This is a genomic window from Streptomyces sp. NPDC089915, assembly GCF_040684675.1.
In the GTDB taxonomy this organism is placed as follows: Bacteria; Actinomycetota; Actinomycetes; order Streptomycetales; family Streptomycetaceae; genus Streptomyces.
This window is the reverse complement of sequence record NZ_JBFBGN010000139.1, coordinates 1-17,471: the sequence shown is the minus strand read 5'-3', so window position 1 is coordinate 17,471 and position 17,471 is coordinate 1. Positions and strand designations below refer to the sequence as shown.

The following is a 17,471-nucleotide window of genomic DNA, read 5'->3' as shown; positions in this document are numbered from 1 at the left end:
CATGATCAACGCCGCTGACGCGGGTGCCCTGCTCGCCGGGAAGCCCGGCTACACCCTGGAGCAGACCGCGGACCTCACCGCGAAGCTCTACAGCTCGTCGGCCAGGATCAGGTAGAGCTTCTTGCGGGCGTCGTTGATGACGGCGAGGGCCTTCTCCCGCTGCTCGGGCGTGCCGGTCTTGAAGACCTGCCCGAAGGCCTCCATCAGGCCGACGCCGGCGGCACGGATCTCGTGCATCGCCTCGAAGTCGAAGCCGCGCCCGGCATCCGCCCAGGGGGCGTCCGGGCCCGACTCGGCCTCGGCGCGGCCCGCGTCGGTGAGCGTGAACAGCTTCTTGCCGCCCTCGCTCGCGCTGCTGATCAGCCCCTCGTCCTCGAGCATCTGCAGGGTCGGGTAGACCGAGCCGGGGCTGGGCTTCCACGCCCCGCCGCTGCGCTCGCCGATCTCCTGGATCATCTCGTAGCCGTGCATGGGCCGGTCGGCGAGCAGCGCCAGGATGGACGCCCGCACGTCGCCGCGCCTCGCCCTTCCCCGCGGGCCGCCGCGCCCGCCCCTTCCACCGAAGGGCCCGCCGCCGAAGCCGGGGCCGAACGGCCCGAAGGCCGCGCGCAGCCCCCTGAACTCCTCCCGACGGTCCGGCCCGCAGTGGCCGTGACCCCGTCCGTGCTCGTGTCCGTGGTCGTGCTGTCCGCGTGAACGCATCACCGCGCTCCTTTCGTCTGACTGTGTTTCCTTGACGTGTTCCACTATCGCTGATCCATCGCGATGCGTCAACGATATATCGGAAACTATCGCAAGCGAAGGCCGGGCGAAGGCGGCAACACCGCTCCCCACCTGCACCCTTTGGGGTGGATCGGCGGCAGAACTCCTAGGCGACGCTCGCCCGCGCGTGCTGTTCTTGCCCCGCGAAACCATGGGAAGCCGACGAAAGGGGACATCCGTGCGCCACCAGGGACGGATCAGGAAGTGGCTCGCCGCGGCGGCCGGCGCGGCCGCACTGCTCTCCGTACTGCCGGGACCGGTGGCCACGGCCACCGCCGAGGACCGTTCAGCACTGGCCGGGCGGTACCTCAACCTCCACCAGTGCGTGTACACCACCGCGTTCGGCGGCGACTTCTTCACCACCGTGGTACCGAGCGGCGACGGACGCTTCGCGTCCGGGACGAACACCTCCGCCACCGCGGACCAGAGCCTCTCCTGCGGCTCCGGGGACGGGAACTTCTCGACGCTCCACCCGTGGGCGGGCTTCGACACCCTCGACCTCAACGCCGGCCGCTACCTGAACCTGCACCAGTGCGTCTACTACTCCGACGCGCAGCGCGACCACGTCACCACGGTCGCCTACCTCGGCGGCGGCGAGTTCTCCGCCCGTTCCAACGTCTCCGACACCCGGGACACCGCGCCGGACTGCGGCCCCGGCCGGGGCCTCTACCGCCTCGTCCCCCTGTTGTCGGACGTCAAGGTGCTGGACCTGACCGCCGGGCGCTACGTGAACCTCCAGCAGTGCGTCTACTACTACGGCCGGAACGGGTTCAACGACCACTTCACCACGGTGGTGCCGACGACCCGCGACGGCCGGTTCACCACCGGGACCAAGGTCTCCGGCACCGTCGACACGGCCCCCACCTGCGGCCCCGGGGACGGGAACTTCACCCTCATCCCCCTCCTGTCCGGCACCAAGGCCCTGTCCCGGACCTGACCCGCCCCCGCCGCGCCCGGACCAAGGCCAGTCATCCCGGATTGGCCTTGGCGCGGGTCCGAGCGGGCGCCCTACGGTCGGTCCATGCGCCTGCGAATCATCGACGCCTTCACCGACCGCCCCTTCCACGGCAACCCCGCCGGGGTCCTCCTCCTCGACGGGCCCTTCCCCCCGGACGCCTGGCTCCAGCAGGTGGCCGCGGAGGTCAACCTCTCCGAGACCGCCTTCGCCCACCCGCTGCCGCCCGGCGGGGACGCCGACTGGGCGCTGCGCTGGTTCACCCCGGCGGCCGAGGTCGACATGTGCGGCCACGCCACCCTCGCCACCGCGCACGCCCTGGCCACCGCGGGCCTGGCCGAGGGCCTGATCCGCTTCACCGCCCGCTGCGGCATCCTCACGGCCGAGGTCGCCGAGGACGGCACCGTGACCATGGACTTCCCCACCTCCTCCCTGACCCCGGTCGACCCGGACCCCGAGGTCGCCCGCGCGCTCGGCGCGGAGATCAAGTCGGTGCACGACACCTCCGCGCACATCGGCGACCTGGTGGTGGAGCTGGCCGACGAGCGGACCGTACGGGAGCTCGCCCCCGACTTCGCGGCCCTGCGCGGCCACTCCCGCCGCGGGGTGATCGTCACGGCTCCGGCCGAGGACCCCTCCCGCGGCTACGACTTCGTCAGCCGCGGCTTCTTCCCCGCCCTCGGCATCGACGAGGACCCGGTCACCGGCAGCGCGCACACCGCCCTCGCCCCGTTCTGGGCGGCGCGCACGGGCCGCACCGAGATGACCGGCCTCCAGGGCGGGGCCAGGCGCGGCCTGGTCCGGGTCCGCCTCAAGGGCGAGCGCACCCTCCTGACGGGCCACGCGGTCACGGTCATCGACGGCGAGCTGCACGCCTCGCCGTGACGGATCAGGGCGTCGGCAGCCAGCCGACCTTGCCGGCGAGCAGCGCGTACCCGCCGAAGGCCACGATGTCGAGCAGCGCGTGCGCGACGACCAGCGGACCGACCCGGCCCCAGCGCCGGTAGGCGAGGACGAAGACGACGCCCATCACCACGTTGCCGAGGAATCCGCCGATGCCCTGGTAGAGGTGGTACGAGCCGCGCAGCAGGGAGCTGGCCAGCAGCGCGGCCGTCGGCGACCAACCCAGCTGGCCGAGCCTGCGCAGCAGGTAGGCCAGCACGATGACCTCCTCCACCACGGAGTTCTGCACCGCGGAGAGGATCAGCACCGGGAACTTCCACCACACGTCGGGCAGCGCCTCCGGCACCACCGTCAGGTTGAAGCCGGTCGCGCGGGCCGCCAGGTAGAAGGCGAGCCCCGCGCTCCCGATGCCGGCGGCCACCAGCGCGCCCCGGGCCAGGTCCGGGCCGGGGCGGGTCCGGTCGAAGCCCAGCACCCGCAGCCCGGGCGCGCCCTCGCGGGTCAGCAGGTGCGCCACCAGCAGCACCGGCACCAGGGCGGAGGCGATCCCGAAGAGCTGCCAGGCCAGGTCCAGCCAGGGCCGCCCGGGGGCGTAGGAGCCGTTCAGGGTGGCGGCCTGGTCCTTGAGCCCGCCCGGCTTGGTGAGCGAGCCGATGAAGCTGATCAGCGCCGAGACCCCGCTCGCGCCCAGCGACAGAGCGAGGACGAGCAGCGTCTCGGTGCGCAGGACACCCCGCCGCCCGTCCTCGCCGAGCTCCACGACCACCGGCTCCGGCTCAGCCCGCACGCCCGACTCCCGTCCTGCCCCGTCCGTCACGCTCCGACCACCCCATACTGCCTCCTCGGAGGCCGGACGGGAGCACCGGGACGGGGCGGAGGGGGCGGGCGGGTCGAACCGGACGGACGGGCCGCCGGTCAGCGGCGGACGGCGGCGGGCGCGTCCGCCTCCTGCTCCTCCAGTCCGACGGGCCAGGTGTGCACCGGGTCGCCCCGGTGCATCAGCTCGCTGTAGCGGCGGGTGGTGGCCGCCAGGGCCGCGTCCCGCTCCAGCCCGCCCGCGAGCGCGCGGTGGTACGTGTCCACCTGCCAGGTCGCCCCGTTCACCCGGCGCCGGCACCGCTCCTCGATGATCCCCAGGTACAGGTCCCGGTCGGCGGGCTCGATGCCCCAGGCGTCCAGCCCGGCGGCGGCCATCGGCAGCAGCTCGTCCAGCACCAGCCGCACGGCCGGCACGCTGGCCAGTCCCCCGGAGCGCCCCTTGCGCGGCCACCGCAGCCGTGCCTCGATCCCGTACCGGCAGGCGGCGTCGAAGTTGGCCTCCGCCTCGGCGAAGGACATCCGCGTCCACACCGGGCGCTGCTCGTCCGCGAGGGTGCGCACCAGCCCGTAGTAGAAGGCGGCGTTGGCGACGACGTCGGCGACGGTGGGCCCGGCCGGCAGCACCCGGTTCTCCACCCGCAGGTGGGGCATGCCGTCGGCCACCCCGTAGACGGGCCGGTTCCACCGGTAGACGGTGCCGTTGTGCAGCACCAGTTCCTGGAGGCTGGGCACCCCGCCCTCGGCGAGCACCCGCAGCGGCTCCTCCTCGTCGCAGATGGGCAGCAGGGAGGGGAAGAAGCGGACGTTCTCGGCGAAAAGCTCGTACACCGAGTCCACCCACTTCTCCCCGAACCAGGTGCGCGGCCGCACCCCCTGGGCCTGGAGCTCGGGCGGCCGGGTGTCGGTGGCCTGGGTGAACAGCGGCGGGCGCGACTCGCGCCACAGCTCCCGGCCGAACAGGAACGGCGAGTTGGCCCCCACCGCTATCTGTACGGCGGTCACCGCCTGGGCGGCGTTCCACACGTCGGAGAACCGCGCCGGGGTGACCTGGAGGTGCAGCTGTACGGAGGTGCAGGCGGCCTCGGGCACGATCGACCCGGTGCTCCAGGTCAGCCGCTCGACCCCCTCGATGTCCAGCCGGAAGTCCTCGCCGCGCATCATCAGGATCTGCTCGTTGAGCAGCGAGTAGCGGTCCACGGCCGACAGGTTGGCCAGCGCCAGGTCGGCGCGGGTGATCGTCGGCAGGATGCCGATCATCACCACCCCGGCGTCGATCTCCGCGGCCTGCCGGTGGGCGTAGTGCAGGCCCGCGCTCAGCTCCTCGGCGAGCTGGTCGAATACCCGCCCGTCGAGCCGGTGCGGGAGTACGTTCACCTCCAGGTTGAACATTCCGAGTTCGGTCTGGAAATCGGGGCTCGCAATCCGCTCCAGTACCTGCGCATTCACCATGCGCGGCAAACCGTCGGCACCTGCGAGATTCAGCTCGATCTCCAGCCCCATCATGTTCTTTGGGCGATCGAACCTCTTCTCCGCCAGAAGCCGCTCCAGTCCCTCCAGGCACTCGTGAAGCTTCCTCCGATACCGATGCCGATCGGACAGGTCGAATCCGCCTGCCACGACCTTCTCCCCCATCGAAGCGTCCCTCCTCGAGCGGGCCTGGCCCGGGTCACCCGGGCGCGCGTTACGGTCGATGATGCCCAGGGGCCGTGATCGATAACGCGCCGGGGAGCGGCTTGGCGGGGAGCGCGCGCCGGTGTGGCCGGATGGGCGCTCCGGCACATTCCTCCGGCAAGCCGCGCTGTGCAAATTCCGCATGGGTTTTGCCGTTTCATGATTACCGGCACTTTCCAGCCGAGCCCCTGTCCGGTAACCTCCGAGGTCAGCGCGGTTTCTTCATGCGCGAACGGCATGAATACTCTGACAGCGGGACCGGTAAGCGCCTTGTCGGCAATAGGCGGGACAGCTAGCCGAAACACTGTGTGAACACATGTCGTATAAACTCCGCAAACGAGGCAGAGAGTTGGCGCGCGGCCATTGCCCCAATGCCCACCTCTGACCCCAGAATGCGACAGCGCCGTCCGCACCTTCCCCTGCACCACAGGTCTCCCAAGTGAGAGGCGACCCACCATGCCGCTGCATGTCCCCCCGGCCCCCGCGCCCGCCCTGCGCAGCGTCCTCGCGGCACTCGGTTCTCCCACCGCCGTCCACGAGGCACACACCCCCGCCCTGCGCGCGGTCCAGGGTCCGATGACCGCCGAGCTCCCCCTTCCGGTCCACGTGCTCGACCGCCTGAGCATGTCCGGCCGCGCGGCCGGCGGCAGGCCGCCCCGTACCCGCCTCACCGCCTGGCGGTTCCTGATCCGCAGCGGCGACCGCTTCGTGGCGGCGGCCGACACCCGCCTCACCCCGGACGGCTGGGCCTTCTCGCACTTCTTCGAGGGCCCCTACGTCGCCGCCACCGAGCGCGCCCTGCGCCAGGCGGAGCAGCTCGGCAAGAGCTACCAGCCCCGCCTGCTGTCCGTACCGGAGCTGTACATGCTGACCCTTTGGCTGCACGGGGCGGTCGGCGCCGACGCCGCCGCCGGCCTGCCCGCCGCCGCCGACCTGCTGGTGCCGCTGGCCCCGGCCCCGCCCGGGATCGCCCCCTACCGCCCGCACCCCGTATCTGAGCTGCTGCCCGTGCTGACCCACCGGCTGACCCCGGCCGCCCCGCCCGTCCCGCCCACCCTGGCGGCACCCGCGGCCTGAATCGCCCGCTCCGGCCCACGGCGCGGCCCGCGATCCGGGCCGCGCCGGCGGCACGCCCGGGCCCGGTCTGGCGGCCCGGATCGGCGGCTCACCCGCATTGCCCATTCGGCCTAGTCCTCCGGGACCAGTTGCGAACCATCCGAAAGGACGGGGCAGTTGGCTTGAACCGCCCGCACGAGTGATGCGTCCTCAATCCATGAGGACTGCTGCGGGGAAATCCCTGCGAAGCGGCCTCCGTGGGGGAAGACTGAGGACATCCTCCCCGCAGGTGCGGGGACGACCCAGGGGGACGGCCATGAATCACGCATCGAGCCGTAGCGAACAGACCACACCGCAGCGAAAGAACGCATCCATGTGCCAGCACCAGCCTGCCTGCCCGTCATCAGAGTCCGCCGACCGGGAGGCCGCGCGCCCGGTGGCCAACCACCCGGAGCAGGGCTGGAGCCTGCTGTGCAACGGCGTCCTGCTCTTCGAGGACACCGGTGAGCTGCTGCCGGACGGCAAGATCATCGCTCCGCACCGCCCGCTCGCGGCGGCCTGAGCGCGCACCGCGCACGCACGGAACGCACGAAGGGGCCGGCCCCGGAGCGGAAAGCTCCGGGACCGGCCCCTTCAGCGTGGCACCGGCCGCCCCTCAGGGGACGGCCGGGCCCGGGCGATCAGTTGTCGTACTCGTCCAGCGGCGGGCAGGAGCACACCAGGTTGCGGTCGCCGAAGGCGCCGTCGATCCGGCGCACCGGCGGCCAGTACTTCTCGGCGGCGGAGACCCCGCCGGGGAAGACGGCCTCGTCGCGGGTGTACGCGTGGTTCCACTCGCCGCCCAGGGCCGCCGCCGTGTGCGGGGCGTTGGCCAGCGGGTTGTCGTCCGCCGGCCACTCGCCGCCCGCGACCCGCTCGATCTCGGCGCGGATGGCGATCATCGCGTCGCAGAAGCGGTCGATCTCGGCGAGGTCCTCGGACTCCGTCGGCTCGATCATCAGCGTGCCGGCGACCGGGAAGGACATCGTCGGGGCGTGGAAGCCGTAGTCGATCAGGCGCTTGGCGATGTCGTCGACGCTGACGCCCGTCTCCTTCGACAGCGGGCGCAGGTCGATGATGCACTCGTGCGCGACCAGGTCGCCCGGGCCGGTGTAGAGCACCGGGTAGTGCGGCTCCAGGCGCTTGGCGATGTAGTTGGCGCCGAGCACCGCCACCTGGGTGGCGCGCTTGAGGCCCTCGCCGCCCATCAGGCGCACGTACGACCAGGAGATCGGCAGGATGCCCGCCGAGCCCCACGGCGCGGCCGAGATCGGGCCGACGCCCGTCTCCGGGCCGGCGGTCGGCTGGAGCGGGTGGTTCGGCAGGTACGGGGCCAGGTGCGCCCGGACACCGACCGGGCCGACGCCCGGGCCGCCGCCGCCGTGCGGGATGCAGAAGGTCTTGTGCAGGTTCAGGTGCGAGACGTCGCCGCCGAAGTGACCCGGCTTGGCGAGGCCGACCAGGGCGTTCAGGTTGGCGCCGTCCACGTAGACCTGGCCGCCGGCCTCGTGCACCTGGGCGCAGATGTCGGCGACGTGCTCCTCGAACACACCGTGCGTCGAGGGGTACGTGATCATGAGCACGGCCAGCTCGTCGCGGTGCTGCTCGATCTTGGCGCGCAGGTCGTCGGTGTCCACCTCGCCGTCGTCGGCGGTCTTGACGACGACGACCTTCATGCCGGCCATCACGGCGCTCGCGGCGTTGGTGCCGTGCGCGGAGGACGGGATGAGACAGACGGTGCGCTGCTCGTCGCCGTTCGCGCGGTGGTAGGCGCGCACGGCCAGGAGGCCGGCGAGCTCGCCCTGGGAGCCGGCGTTCGGCTGGATGGAGACCTTGTCGTAGCCGGTGACCTCGCAGAGACGTTCCTCCAGCTCGCTGATGAGCGTGAGGTAGCCGCCCGCCTGCTCGACCGGGGCGAAGGGGTGCAGCTGGCCGAACTCGGGCCAGGTGACCGGCTCCATCTCGGTGGTCGCGTTGAGCTTCATGGTGCAGGAGCCCAGCGGGATCATGCCGCGGTCCAGCGCGTAGTCCTTGTCCGAGAGCTTGCGCAGGTAGCGCAGCATCGCGGTCTCGGAGCGGTGCTGGTGGAAGACCGGGTGGGTCAGGTACGCGTCCGAGCGCAGCAGGCCCTCGGGCAGCGCGTCCTCGGTGGCGGCGTCCAGGGCCTCGATGTCCGCGGAGACGCCGAAGGCGGCCCAGACGGCCTCGATGTCGGCGCGCAGGGTGGTCTCGTCGCAGGAGGCCGAGACGTGGTCGGCGTCGGCCTGGTACAGGTTGACCCCGTTGGCGCGGGCGGCGGCGACGACCTCGGCGGCCTTGCCGGGGACCCGGGCGGTGACGGTGTCGAAGAAGGAGCCGTGCACCAGCTCGACCCCGCCGGCCGTCAGGCCCGCGGCGAGGAGCGCGGCGTAGCGGTGGGTCCGGCGGGCGATCGTCCGCAGGCCGTCCGGGCCGTGGTAGACGGCGTACATGCCGGCCATGACGGCGAGCAGCACCTGGGCGGTGCAGATGTTGCTGGTGGCCTTCTCGCGGCGGATGTGCTGCTCGCGGGTCTGGAGGGCCAGGCGGTAGGCCTTGTTACCGTCCGCGTCCACGGAGACGCCGACGAGGCGGCCGGGCAGCGAGCGGGCGTGCTTGGCCTGGACGGCCATGTAGCCGGCGTGCGGGCCGCCGAAGCCCATCGGGACGCCGAAGCGCTGGGTGGTGCCGACCGCGATGTCCGCGCCGAGGGAGCCCGGGGAGGTCAACAGCGTCAGCGCGAGCAGGTCGGCGGAGACGGTGACGATCGCGCCGAGCTCGTGGGCCTGGTCGATGACGGCCTTGATGTCGCGCACGGCGCCGGAGGCGCCCGGGTACTGGAGGAGCACGCCGTAGACGCCGCGCTCGGCGATCTCGGCCGGGATGCCCTCGGAGAGGTCCGCGACGACGACCTCGATGCCGATCGGCTCGGCGCGGGTCTCGATCACGGCGACGGTCTGCGGCAGCGCGTCGGCGTCGATGAGGAAGACGTTCCCCTTGACCTTGCCCACGCGGCGGGCCAGCGTCATGGCCTCGGCGGCGGCGGTGCCCTCGTCGAGCAGGGAGGCGCCGGAGGTCGGCAGGCCGGTCAGCTCGGCGACGACCGTCTGGAAGTTCAGCAGCGCCTCGAGGCGGCCCTGGGAAATCTCCGGCTGGTACGGGGTGTAGGCCGTGTACCAGGCCGGGTTCTCCATGACGTTGCGCAGGATCACCGGCGGCGTGAACGTCCCGTAGTAGCCGAGGCCGATCATCGACGAGAGGACCTGGTTGCGGTCGGCGAGCGAACGCAGCTCGGCGAGCACCTCGGCCTCGGTCCGCGCCTCGGGCAGGTTCAGCGCTTCGGCGGTCTTGATCACATCCGGCACCGCGGCGGCGGTCAGCTCGTCGAGGGAGCCGTAGCCCACCTGGGCGAGCATCTTCGCCTGCGCCTCGGCATCCGGGCCGATGTGACGCTGCTCGAAGGGGATGCCCCGCTCGAGCTGGGAGAGCGGAATGCGGTTGGCGGTCATTACGGAGGCCTCCTGGTCGTATGACCTGCGAGGGGCACCACGGCGCGGGCACCCGGACGGCCTCCCCCTCTGTCATCTCAACCTGAGAGCTTCACCGGAGTCGTGGGGGTCGCCCGTCGTCCGGCTTTCACCGTCGGTGAGGAGTGGGACCGGCACTGCGCGCCCGGTACCCGCTCCTGCTTTCCAGAGTGGCCTCGTCGCGTGCGGTACGTATGCCTGAGAGATTCCGGGGAGGATTTGCTCCTTCGGCGCCTCCGTCGAACTCACTCGGAGGACTCTCCCGCACAGGGTCAACAGCCGTCACCCAGCCTACCAGCGAGGATCTGGACCCTCCCTCGAGTGGCCCCCTATCTCAATATGCACTTTTGTAGTCATTACGGATGACTGCGACCACGTGGAGGGACCGTGCAGACCGACATCGATCCGCGCAGCCTGATCGGCCGCAAGGCGTTCGACCGGAACGGGGCCAAGATCGGCACCGTGGACGAGGTCTACCTGGACGACGCCACGGGTGTCCCGGAGTGGGCCGCGGTCCGCACCGGCCTGTTCGGCCGGGACGCCTTCGTCCCGCTGGAGCCGAGCGAGGTGGTCGGAGAGGTGCTGCGCGTCCCGTTCGAACGCTCCCTGATCAAGGACGCCCCCGACTTCGGCGTCGGCCGCCACCTCTCCCCCGAACAGGAACTCCAGCTCTACCACCACTACGGCCTGGACGTGTCCCTGCCCGCCGAATTCCACCTCCCCCCGGCGGACAACGGCTAGGCCGTCTCTTCCGGATCTTGCCTGGCCCGCGCCGCCCGGCACCGCACCTCGCCGCCTTGGCGGGGCACCAAGTACGTCCAGTACAACGGCGCCCCGCCAACGCGCCGATGCACGGCACCGGACGACGCGGGCTTCACCGGCAAGACCCGAAAGAGACGACCTAGGCCGCCGCCCGCCCCACGAGGGGCAGCGGGTCGGAGGCCTCCAGTTCGGGGTCGTCCAGCAGGAAGGTACGGACCCGGCCGGGCGGTGATCCCGGCTGCTCGAAGCGGACGGTCACCCGCCCGACCCCGCTGCCCTGCACCCACCCGGGCCCGTACACCGCGTGCCGGACGTCGCTGCCGGCGGGCCAGTGCCGCGCGGCGGCGGCCGGCGGGTCCTCCGCGGCCACCGGGACGGCTGCCTCGGCCGTCCCGGGAGTCCCGGGAGCCCCGGCGGCCCCCTCCGGCTCCGGGACCCCGTCCGGCTCCCGCCCCGCCGCGCCGAGCGCCTGGGCGAAGAGGTCCTCCTGGGTGTAGTCCGCGAGCCCGGTCACCCCGACCCCCAGCAGCCGCACCCCGCCGGTGGTGTCCACGCCCTCCAGCAGCCGCGCGGCCGCCTCCCGCACCACCGCCGGATCGTCGGTGGGCCCGCGCAGGGTCTCGGAGCGGGTGAGGGTGGAGAAGTCGTAGCGGCGCACCTTCAGGACGATGGTCCGCCCCGAGTGCCCCGAGGCCCGCAGCCGGCCCACGCACCGGTCGGCCAGCCGCTGCACCTCGTAGCGGATCCGCACGCGGTCGTGCAGGTCCACGTCGAAGGTGTCCTCGACCGACACCGACTTCGCGTCCCGCTCCGCGACCACCGGCCGGTCGTCCAGCCCCAGGGCCATCCGGTACAGGCCGACCCCGTGCGCCTTCCCCACCATCCGCACCAGCTCGTCCTCGCCGGCCTCGGCCAGCTCCCCCACGGTGGTGATCCCGGCCCGGCGCAGGTGCTCCCCGGTGGCCGGCCCCACCCCGGGCAGGGTCCGCACCGACATCGGGGCGAGCAGCTCCCGCTCGGTCCCCGGCTCGATCAGCAGCAGCCCGTCCGGCTTGGCCTCCTCGGAGGCCACCTTCGCCAGCATCTTCGACCCGGCCAGGCCGACCGAGCCGCTGAGCCCGGTGGCGGCCGCGATGTCGGCCCGCAGCCGCTCCCCCGCGGCGCGGGCGCTCGCGGAGTCGAAGGCCGTGCCGCCCGCCTCCAGGTCCACGAAGGCCTCGTCCAGGCTGAGCGGCTCCACCAGCGGGGACAGCTCGCGCAGCAGGCCCATGACGGCCTCGCTGACCTCGCGGTAGAGCAGGAAGCGCGGGATCAGGTACGCGCCGTTGGGGCAGAGCCGGCGGGCCTGGGCGGTGGGCATCGCCGAATGCACCCCGAAACGGCGGGCCTCGTACGAGGCGGTGGCGACCACCCCGCGCGGGCCGAGCCCCCCGACGATCACGGCCTTCCCGCGCAGACTGGGCTTCGACGCCTGTTCCACCGAGGCGTAGAAGGCGTCCATGTCCAGATGCAGGATGGTCGGGGCGGTTCTCACGGCACCGATGCTGCCCTATGCCACTGACAACGCGGTGATCTCCCGCGCCCGCGCCCGGCCGCCGTGCCCGCCGGCGGCGCCGCCGCGCCCGCCGGCCGTGGGCCCGGGCGTCAGCCCGCCCGGTTGCGGCGGGCGGCGAGCTCGTCGGCCGGGTTGTGGCCCACCACGGTCTCGCCCGTGTCCACGCGCTCCCCGTGCAGCTGCGACAGGGCGTTCTCCACGTCCCGCCAGACCACGCCCACCGCGATGCCGAAGACGCCCTGGCCGCCCTGGAGCAGGCTCACGACCTGGTCGGGGGAGGTGCACTCGTACACGGTCGCGCCGTCGCTCATCAGCGTCATGCGCTCCAGGTCCGAGAAGTCCCGGCCGCGCAGGTGCTGGACGGCGGTGCGGATGTTCTGGAGGGCCACCCCGGTGTCCAGGAAGCGCTTCACGATCTTGAGGACGACGACGTCGCGGAAGCTGTACAGCCGCTGGGTCCCCGACCCGTAAGCGGGCCGCACGCTGGGCTCCACCAGCCCGGTGCGCGCCCAGTAGTCCAGCTGCCGGTAGGTGATCCCGGCGGCGGCGCAGGCCGTCGGTCCGCGGTAGCCGACCTGCTCGGGACCCGGGGCGTCGTTCACCGGTCCGACCGGCGTCGACGCCGGCTGACGGTGCGCGGCACCCGCCCCGCCGCCGAGCAGCGGGGACGGTCCACCGTCACTCCGTACGGGGACTCCCCCGGTCGTACCGTCGCCCGTGATCCTCACGCCGACCCTCCGTCCTTGACCTGCCACCTTGAAGGTAGGCAGTGACCCGGGGTGCGTCAACGATCGCCACACTCGGCACGCCGAGTGATAATCACCCTGAGAGTGGTTTCCCGTACCCCATTGCGGGGAAAGGCTACTCGAATGGGCTGAAAGTTCCCGGTGGACGACGCGGCCCGCGCCGCGATCGTTTCCGGCCCTACTGCGGGCCCGTCCCGAAGTCCTCGGGAGAGATCTGGTCGAGGAACTCGCGGAACTTCTCCACCTCGTCCTCCTGCTCGTCGGGAATGGCGATTCCGGCGTCGTCCAGCACGCCGTCACTGCCGTAGATCGGCGTCCCCGTGCGCAGGGCCAGCGCTATGGCGTCGGAAGGCCGCGCGCTCACCTCGACACCGCTGGCGAAGACCAGCTCGGCATAGAAGACGCCCTCCCGCAGATCCGTGATCCGGACCTCGGTCAGCTCCTCGCCCACCGCTTCCAGCACGTCCTTGAACAGGTCGTGCGTCAGCGGCCTGGCAGGGGCCATCCCCTGCTGCGCGAAGGCAATGGCGGTCGCCTCCCCAGGACCGATCCAGATGGGGAGGTACCGGTCGCCTCCCACTTCACGCAGGAGCACGATCGGCTGGTTGGAGGGCATTTCCACCCGGACACCCACAACGTCGAGCTCGTTCACACAGCAACCCTAGGACCTGCCCGGCAGGTTTGGGTAGTCGGGGCCCGGCCGAGACGTGCGCGTTCAGTGCAGCCGGACCCCGAGAGCGGCCTCCACGAAGGCCTCGTGGAGCCGTACGGAGAGCCCCGCGAGCTCCTTCATCGTGGCCTCGGCGTGCGTCCTGGTCTGCGGATTGCGGTGCCGGCGCAGCGGCGCGACCAGCTGCTCCACCAGGCCCGCCTCCCGGTCGGCCGCCGCCTTCACGGCCCGCAGGTGGCGCGGTTCGAGCCCGAACCGGCCGAGATCGGCGATCAAGCGGGCGACGGTGACGGCCTCGGCGTCGAACCCGCCGCCCGGCTCCTCGGCGACGAGCCCGTACGACTCCCACTCGCCGAGCTGGGCCTCGTCCACCTCGGCGGCCGCGATCAGCTCGGCCCGCCCGACGCGGCCCACGGTCGGCCGCTCCGCGTCCGCCTCCCCGTACCCGGCGGTCCGCGCACCGCCCTCCACGGACTCGCCGTGCGCGGCCGGAGCCGGAATGCGGACCTGCTCGCCCCTGTCGAGGGCGTCGAGCTGCTCGCGGATGACCTTCAGCGGCAGGTAGTGGTCGCGCTGGAGGCGCAGGATCCGCGCCAGCCGCTCGACGTCGTCCGTACTGAACTTGCGGTATCCGGAAGGCGTGCGCCGGGGCTCGACGAGCCCCTCGGCCTCCAGGAACCTGATCTTCGAGATCGTCACTTCGGGGAACTCGTCGCGCAGCGTGGTGAGCACCGTGCCGATGCTCACCAGCTGCCCGGCCGAGCCGGCGGTGCCGGCGGCGCCCTTCTTCGGGGCGCCGCCGGTCGGGGTGCGCAGCATGGGACCTTCCCTCCGGAGGTCCCCCCGGAGGATCTCCGGGGGTGGGGGTCAGACGCCCCGCAGGCTGGCGTAGAAGACCAGCCGGTACTTGCCGATCTGCACCTCGTCGCCGTTGTGCAGGGCGACCGAGTCGATCGGCTCGCGGTTCACGTACGTGCCGTTGAGGCTGCCCACGTCGGCGACGGTGAAGCCGCCCTCGGGGCCGCGGCGGAACTCGACGTGCAGCCGGGAGACGGTGACGTCGTCCAGGAAGATGTCGCTCTGCGGGTGGCGGCCCGCCGTGGTCAGCTCGCCGTCGAGCAGGAAGCGGCTGCCGGAGTTGGGTCCGCGCCGCACGATGAGCAGGGCGGAACCGGGGGGCAGCGCCTCCACCGCGGCCTGGGCCTCGGGCGAGAGCGAGGGCGAGACGTGCTGTCCGGTCGCCTCGGCCTCATAGGCCTCCAGGCCCGAGATCGAGATGGTGGACGTGGTCTCCGAGGCACGCTCCGGCGTCAGACCCGGCCGCAGCGGCGCCCCGCAGTTGGAGCAGAAACGGCTCGCCGCACCGCTGCGGTGCCCGCACCTGCCGCACACCAGCTCGGCCGACATGGACGGCTCCTCGCGCCGCGGCTGGCCCGCGGAGACGTTGGTGGCGTACGGGTCGGGGGCGAACCCGCCATCCGTACCGGAGGTCGGCGCCTCTCCGAAACCTATGCGCCCCGCGGCCGCGGGGTCGCCGGACGACGCGCCGCCTCCGGGGCCGGCCACCTCGTCACGGAAGAGCGGCCGGTCTCCCTGGCCCTCTCCCTCGCCGTGCCCCGCACGGTGACGTGCCGTACCGCTTTCCTCGCGGTTCTTCTTGCCGAACAACTTCTCAAACAACTTCACGGGCGATTCCCCTTGACCGAAACAGACCCGCCCGTGGGGCAGGACGAACTCCGCATACATACACCTGCCGACCCGGACATTCTGACAACGTCCGTAACCACCAGACAGTTTCCACCACACACCGCGACTTCGGTGCGTCGACCCCCCGCAGGCGTCAGCCCGCGTGGGACCCTCCTCGCTGCGCCCCGTCTCACGGCGATGACGACCGAGCGTAGTCAGGCTGCTTCGCAGCCCGCAAGGCATCCACAACGATCTTCGCCGACCGTGTGACGGCGACCGTCGCCTGTTCCTTCTCCATGGTCTGTACGACGCCGCCCGGAATGTTGAGCGCCGGCTCCAGATCCTGCGGTTTGCCGATCACCTTGAACTCGTAGGGCTGTGTGATCTTCTTACCGTCGATCGCGACCCCGCCGCCCTCGTCGGAGAAGTACGACCCGGCCACGACGCGCACGCCGTTGATCTGGATCGCCTCTGCCCCGGCGGCCCGCAGCTCCTGGAGGGTGTCCAGCAGCTGGTCGGAGCGCACCTGGCCCTTGGCGTCGGTGATCTTCAGCGTGATCCCGGGACCCTGTGCCGCCACCGTACCGGCCAGGATGCCCAGTTGGCGCTCCCGCTCCAGCGTCTGCTTGCGGGCCTCCTCGGCCTGGTTGGAGCTGCTCTGGAGCTCCTTGCGCTGGTCGTCCAGCTTCTGCTTCTCGTCCTCCAGGCGCTTGGTGCGCCCGTCCAGCTCGTCCAGGATCCGCACCAGGTCCTCCTGGCGGGCACCGCGCAGGGGTGCGCTGGAGTCGCTGTTGGACCGTACCTGGATCGCGAGCCCGAGGCCCAGGACGAACAGCAGCAGCGCGACGATCAGTTGGGCGCGGCTGAACCGCGGCGGCCACAGGCCCGCCGCCAGCCGCTGCCGCCCGGTCTGCTCCGGGGCCGGGCCGGGTGCGGGACCGGGTGCCGGGCCGGGTGCCGGATCGGGTACCGGGCCGGGCACCGGGTCCTTCTGCGGGGTGTCGTCCGTACTCATCGGCGTCACGCCCGGAAGACGTGCCGGCGGATGGCCGCCGCGTTGGAGAAGATCCGGATGCCGAGGACGACGACCACACCGGTCGACAGCTGCGAGCCGACGCCCAGCTTGTCGCCGAGGAAGACGATCAGGGCGGCGACGACCACGTTCGACAGGAAGGACACCACGAAGACCTTGTCCACGAAGATCCCGTCCAGCATCGCGCGCAGACCGCCGAACACCGCGTCCAGGGCCGCCACCACGGCGATCGGCAGATAAGGCTCCACCACGGCCGGCACTTCGGGGCGGACCAGAAGTCCGGCCACCACTCCCGCCAGGAGGCCCAGTACCGCGATCACGACGCACCCTTCTTCGGCTCTTCTGCTGTAGCCGTCCGCACGGTCAGGCTCGACGCGGCCGGCAGCTTCACCTCGTCCACCGGGGACAGGCTGTAACGGATCCCGTAGCTCTCCTGCAGCACGTGCAGGTACTGCCCGTCCACGGAGTCCTGGAACACGGTGCCGAGCCGTTTCTTGTCCCCGATCGCGAGGACCTCGTACGGCGGCACCAGCGGCCTGTTGTCCACCAGTATCGCGTCACCGGCCGCTCTGATCGCCGACAGCGCCGTCAGCCGCTGTCCGTTGATCGAGACGGCCTCCGCCCCGGACTGCCAGAGCCCGTTGACGATGCGCTGCATGTCCCGGTCGCGCACCCGCCCGGTGTCCGAGAACCCGGCGCTCTCGCGCGGGCCGCCTCCGCCGCCCGACGAGGACCCCTTGGCATCGTCCACCACAAGCTTGACGCCGGGACCGTGCACTTCGGTTGCACCCGAGAGCAGCGCCGTGAGCTGGGCCTGGCGGCCGCCCGGCTGCTTCAGGGCCTCGCGCTGGCGGTCGGCGACCTCGGTCCGCAGCCGCTCGACGTCCCGCTCCAGGGTGTCGGCGTGCCGGTCGGCCCGCTCGACCCGGTCGATCAGCTCCTGGCGCTCCTTGGCCAGCACCGGCGCCGCCACCCGGGCCTGCGCCGCACCCAGGGTGACGACCGCGGCCGCGAGCACGAGCCCGGCGGCGAGCGCCAGCTTGGCCTTGAGCGTCCGCGGCAGCCCCGCCGTACCGTCCTGCGCCCGCCGGGCCGAGGCTTCCGCATAGCCCTCGTCGAGGCTGTGGTCCATCACGTGGGTCAGCAGCGACATGGACGCGTCCGGGCGCGCGGGCGGTGTGGCCGGATGGGCGCTCCGGCACATTCCTCCGGCAAGCCGCGCTGTGCAAATTCCGCATGGGTTTTGCCGTTTCATGATTACCGGCACTT

General features: G+C 72.0%; 17 protein-coding genes and 1 riboswitch. Of the genes, 5 read left to right on the top strand and 12 right to left on the bottom strand.

Translation table 11 applies throughout. The features are described from left to right. Positions 1 to 87: 87 nt before the first annotated feature. Complete coding sequence (locus AB0O29_RS29160) at positions 88 to 702, bottom strand: PadR family transcriptional regulator (protein ID WP_365157237.1); 615 nt, start codon at positions 700 to 702, stop codon at positions 88 to 90. A gap of 238 nt (positions 703 to 940) precedes the next feature. Between AB0O29_RS29160 and AB0O29_RS29155 the strand changes: the two genes are divergently transcribed. Both AB0O29_RS29155 and AB0O29_RS29150 read left to right on the top strand, forming a co-directional pair. Next, entirely contained in the window at positions 941 to 1,699 is a 759-nt protein-coding gene (locus AB0O29_RS29155) for a hypothetical protein (RefSeq protein WP_365157234.1), read from the top strand. 84 nt (positions 1,700 to 1,783) lie between these two features. Then, positions 1,784 to 2,602 (top strand): PhzF family phenazine biosynthesis protein, encoded by an 819-nt coding sequence (locus AB0O29_RS29150; protein WP_365157231.1) that lies wholly within the window; start codon positions 1,784 to 1,786, stop codon positions 2,600 to 2,602. A gap of 4 nt (positions 2,603 to 2,606) precedes the next feature. Here AB0O29_RS29150 and AB0O29_RS29145 read toward each other — a convergent pair whose 3' ends face one another. Together AB0O29_RS29145 and AB0O29_RS29140 are read right to left on the bottom strand one after the other, a co-directional pair. Further along, positions 2,607 to 3,407, bottom strand: a complete 801-nt coding sequence (locus tag AB0O29_RS29145; RefSeq protein WP_365157228.1) for a CPBP family intramembrane glutamic endopeptidase — start codon at positions 3,405 to 3,407, stop codon at positions 2,607 to 2,609. A 128-nt stretch (positions 3,408 to 3,535) separates the two neighbouring features. After that, positions 3,536 to 5,071 carry a glutamate-cysteine ligase family protein gene (locus tag AB0O29_RS29140; protein ID WP_365157225.1) on the bottom strand — a complete coding sequence of 512 codons (1,536 nt, stop codon included), beginning with the start codon at positions 5,069 to 5,071 and terminating at the stop codon, positions 3,536 to 3,538. A gap of 495 nt (positions 5,072 to 5,566) precedes the next feature. On the opposite strand from AB0O29_RS29140, the gene AB0O29_RS29135 reads away from it, so the two are divergent. Both AB0O29_RS29135 and AB0O29_RS29130 read left to right on the top strand, forming a co-directional pair. Beyond that, a complete protein-coding gene (locus AB0O29_RS29135; RefSeq protein WP_365157222.1) occupies positions 5,567 to 6,187 on the top strand; it encodes a hypothetical protein in 621 nt (206 codons plus the stop codon). A 352-nt stretch (positions 6,188 to 6,539) separates the two neighbouring features. After that, the gene (locus tag AB0O29_RS29130; RefSeq protein ID WP_042809437.1) at positions 6,540 to 6,728 is read left to right on the top strand and encodes a DUF5999 family protein; all 189 of its coding nucleotides are present in this window, start codon (positions 6,540 to 6,542) and stop codon (positions 6,726 to 6,728) included. A gap of 118 nt (positions 6,729 to 6,846) precedes the next feature. Here AB0O29_RS29130 and gcvP read toward each other — a convergent pair whose 3' ends face one another. Continuing rightward, entirely contained in the window at positions 6,847 to 9,732 is a 2,886-nt protein-coding gene (gene gcvP / locus AB0O29_RS29125) for an aminomethyl-transferring glycine dehydrogenase (RefSeq protein WP_365157219.1), read from the bottom strand. 194 nt (positions 9,733 to 9,926) lie between these two features. After that, a riboswitch (glycine riboswitch) is annotated at positions 9,927 to 10,025 on the bottom strand. Between the two features lie 112 nt (positions 10,026 to 10,137). Here gcvP and AB0O29_RS29120 point away from each other — a divergent pair. Beyond that, complete coding sequence (locus AB0O29_RS29120) at positions 10,138 to 10,491, top strand: PRC-barrel domain-containing protein (RefSeq protein ID WP_365157216.1); 354 nt, start codon at positions 10,138 to 10,140, stop codon at positions 10,489 to 10,491. A gap of 160 nt (positions 10,492 to 10,651) precedes the next feature. Here the strand turns inward: AB0O29_RS29120 and AB0O29_RS29115 are convergent, their stop codons facing one another. From AB0O29_RS29115 to AB0O29_RS29080, 8 genes are all read right to left on the bottom strand, one after another. Next, the gene (locus AB0O29_RS29115; RefSeq protein WP_365157213.1) at positions 10,652 to 12,046 is read right to left on the bottom strand and encodes a DNA polymerase IV; all 1,395 of its coding nucleotides are present in this window, start codon (positions 12,044 to 12,046) and stop codon (positions 10,652 to 10,654) included. Between the two features lie 110 nt (positions 12,047 to 12,156). Next, the gene (locus AB0O29_RS29110; RefSeq protein WP_365157211.1) at positions 12,157 to 12,795 is read right to left on the bottom strand and encodes a MerR family transcriptional regulator; all 639 of its coding nucleotides are present in this window, start codon (positions 12,793 to 12,795) and stop codon (positions 12,157 to 12,159) included. Between the two features lie 196 nt (positions 12,796 to 12,991). After that, on the bottom strand, positions 12,992 to 13,465 hold the full coding sequence (locus tag AB0O29_RS29105) for a bifunctional nuclease family protein (protein ID WP_007262890.1): 474 nt from the start codon (positions 13,463 to 13,465) through the stop codon (positions 12,992 to 12,994). Positions 13,466 to 13,528: 63 nt separating this feature from the next. Then, entirely contained in the window at positions 13,529 to 14,302 is a 774-nt protein-coding gene (locus AB0O29_RS29100) for a MerR family transcriptional regulator (RefSeq protein WP_365157208.1), read from the bottom strand. A gap of 48 nt (positions 14,303 to 14,350) precedes the next feature. After that, positions 14,351 to 15,229, bottom strand: coding sequence for an FHA domain-containing protein (locus tag AB0O29_RS29095; RefSeq protein WP_365157205.1), 879 nt, complete (start codon positions 15,227 to 15,229; stop codon positions 14,351 to 14,353). A gap of 130 nt (positions 15,230 to 15,359) precedes the next feature. Beyond that, positions 15,360 to 16,184 carry a DUF881 domain-containing protein gene (locus AB0O29_RS29090; RefSeq protein ID WP_365157202.1) on the bottom strand — a complete coding sequence of 275 codons (825 nt, stop codon included), beginning with the start codon at positions 16,182 to 16,184 and terminating at the stop codon, positions 15,360 to 15,362. 5 nt (positions 16,185 to 16,189) lie between these two features. Next, positions 16,190 to 16,522 carry a small basic family protein gene (locus tag AB0O29_RS29085; RefSeq protein ID WP_030010496.1) on the bottom strand — a complete coding sequence of 111 codons (333 nt, stop codon included), beginning with the start codon at positions 16,520 to 16,522 and terminating at the stop codon, positions 16,190 to 16,192. Beyond that, a complete protein-coding gene (locus AB0O29_RS29080; protein ID WP_365157199.1) occupies positions 16,519 to 17,406 on the bottom strand; it encodes a DUF881 domain-containing protein in 888 nt (295 codons plus the stop codon). Before AB0O29_RS29080 ends, AB0O29_RS29085 begins: the two co-directional genes overlap by 4 nt. Between the last annotated feature and the right edge of the window lie 65 nt (positions 17,407 to 17,471).

What these genes read in the sequence shown, in the direction of transcription:
- AB0O29_RS29160 (WP_365157237.1), bottom strand. Translation starts at nt 702, where the DNA reads ATGCGTTCACGCGGACAGCACGACCACGGACACGAGCACGGACGGGGT.
- AB0O29_RS29150 (WP_365157231.1), top strand. Translation starts at nt 1,784, where the DNA reads ATGCGCCTGCGAATCATCGACGCCTTCACCGACCGCCCCTTCCACGGC.
- AB0O29_RS29140 (WP_365157225.1), bottom strand. Translation starts at nt 5,071, where the DNA reads ATGGGGGAGAAGGTCGTGGCAGGCGGATTCGACCTGTCCGATCGGCAT.
- AB0O29_RS29135 (WP_365157222.1), top strand. Translation starts at nt 5,567, where the DNA reads ATGCCGCTGCATGTCCCCCCGGCCCCCGCGCCCGCCCTGCGCAGCGTC.
- AB0O29_RS29130 (WP_042809437.1), top strand. Translation starts at nt 6,540, where the DNA reads ATGTGCCAGCACCAGCCTGCCTGCCCGTCATCAGAGTCCGCCGACCGG.
- gcvP (WP_365157219.1), bottom strand. Translation starts at nt 9,732, where the DNA reads ATGACCGCCAACCGCATTCCGCTCTCCCAGCTCGAGCGGGGCATCCCC.
- AB0O29_RS29100 (WP_365157208.1), bottom strand. Translation starts at nt 14,302, where the DNA reads ATGCTGCGCACCCCGACCGGCGGCGCCCCGAAGAAGGGCGCCGCCGGC.
- AB0O29_RS29095 (WP_365157205.1), bottom strand. Translation starts at nt 15,229, where the DNA reads ATGTATGCGGAGTTCGTCCTGCCCCACGGGCGGGTCTGTTTCGGTCAA.
- AB0O29_RS29090 (WP_365157202.1), bottom strand. Translation starts at nt 16,184, where the DNA reads ATGAGTACGGACGACACCCCGCAGAAGGACCCGGTGCCCGGCCCGGTA.
- AB0O29_RS29080 (WP_365157199.1), bottom strand. Translation starts at nt 17,406, where the DNA reads ATGTGCCGGAGCGCCCATCCGGCCACACCGCCCGCGCGCCCGGACGCG.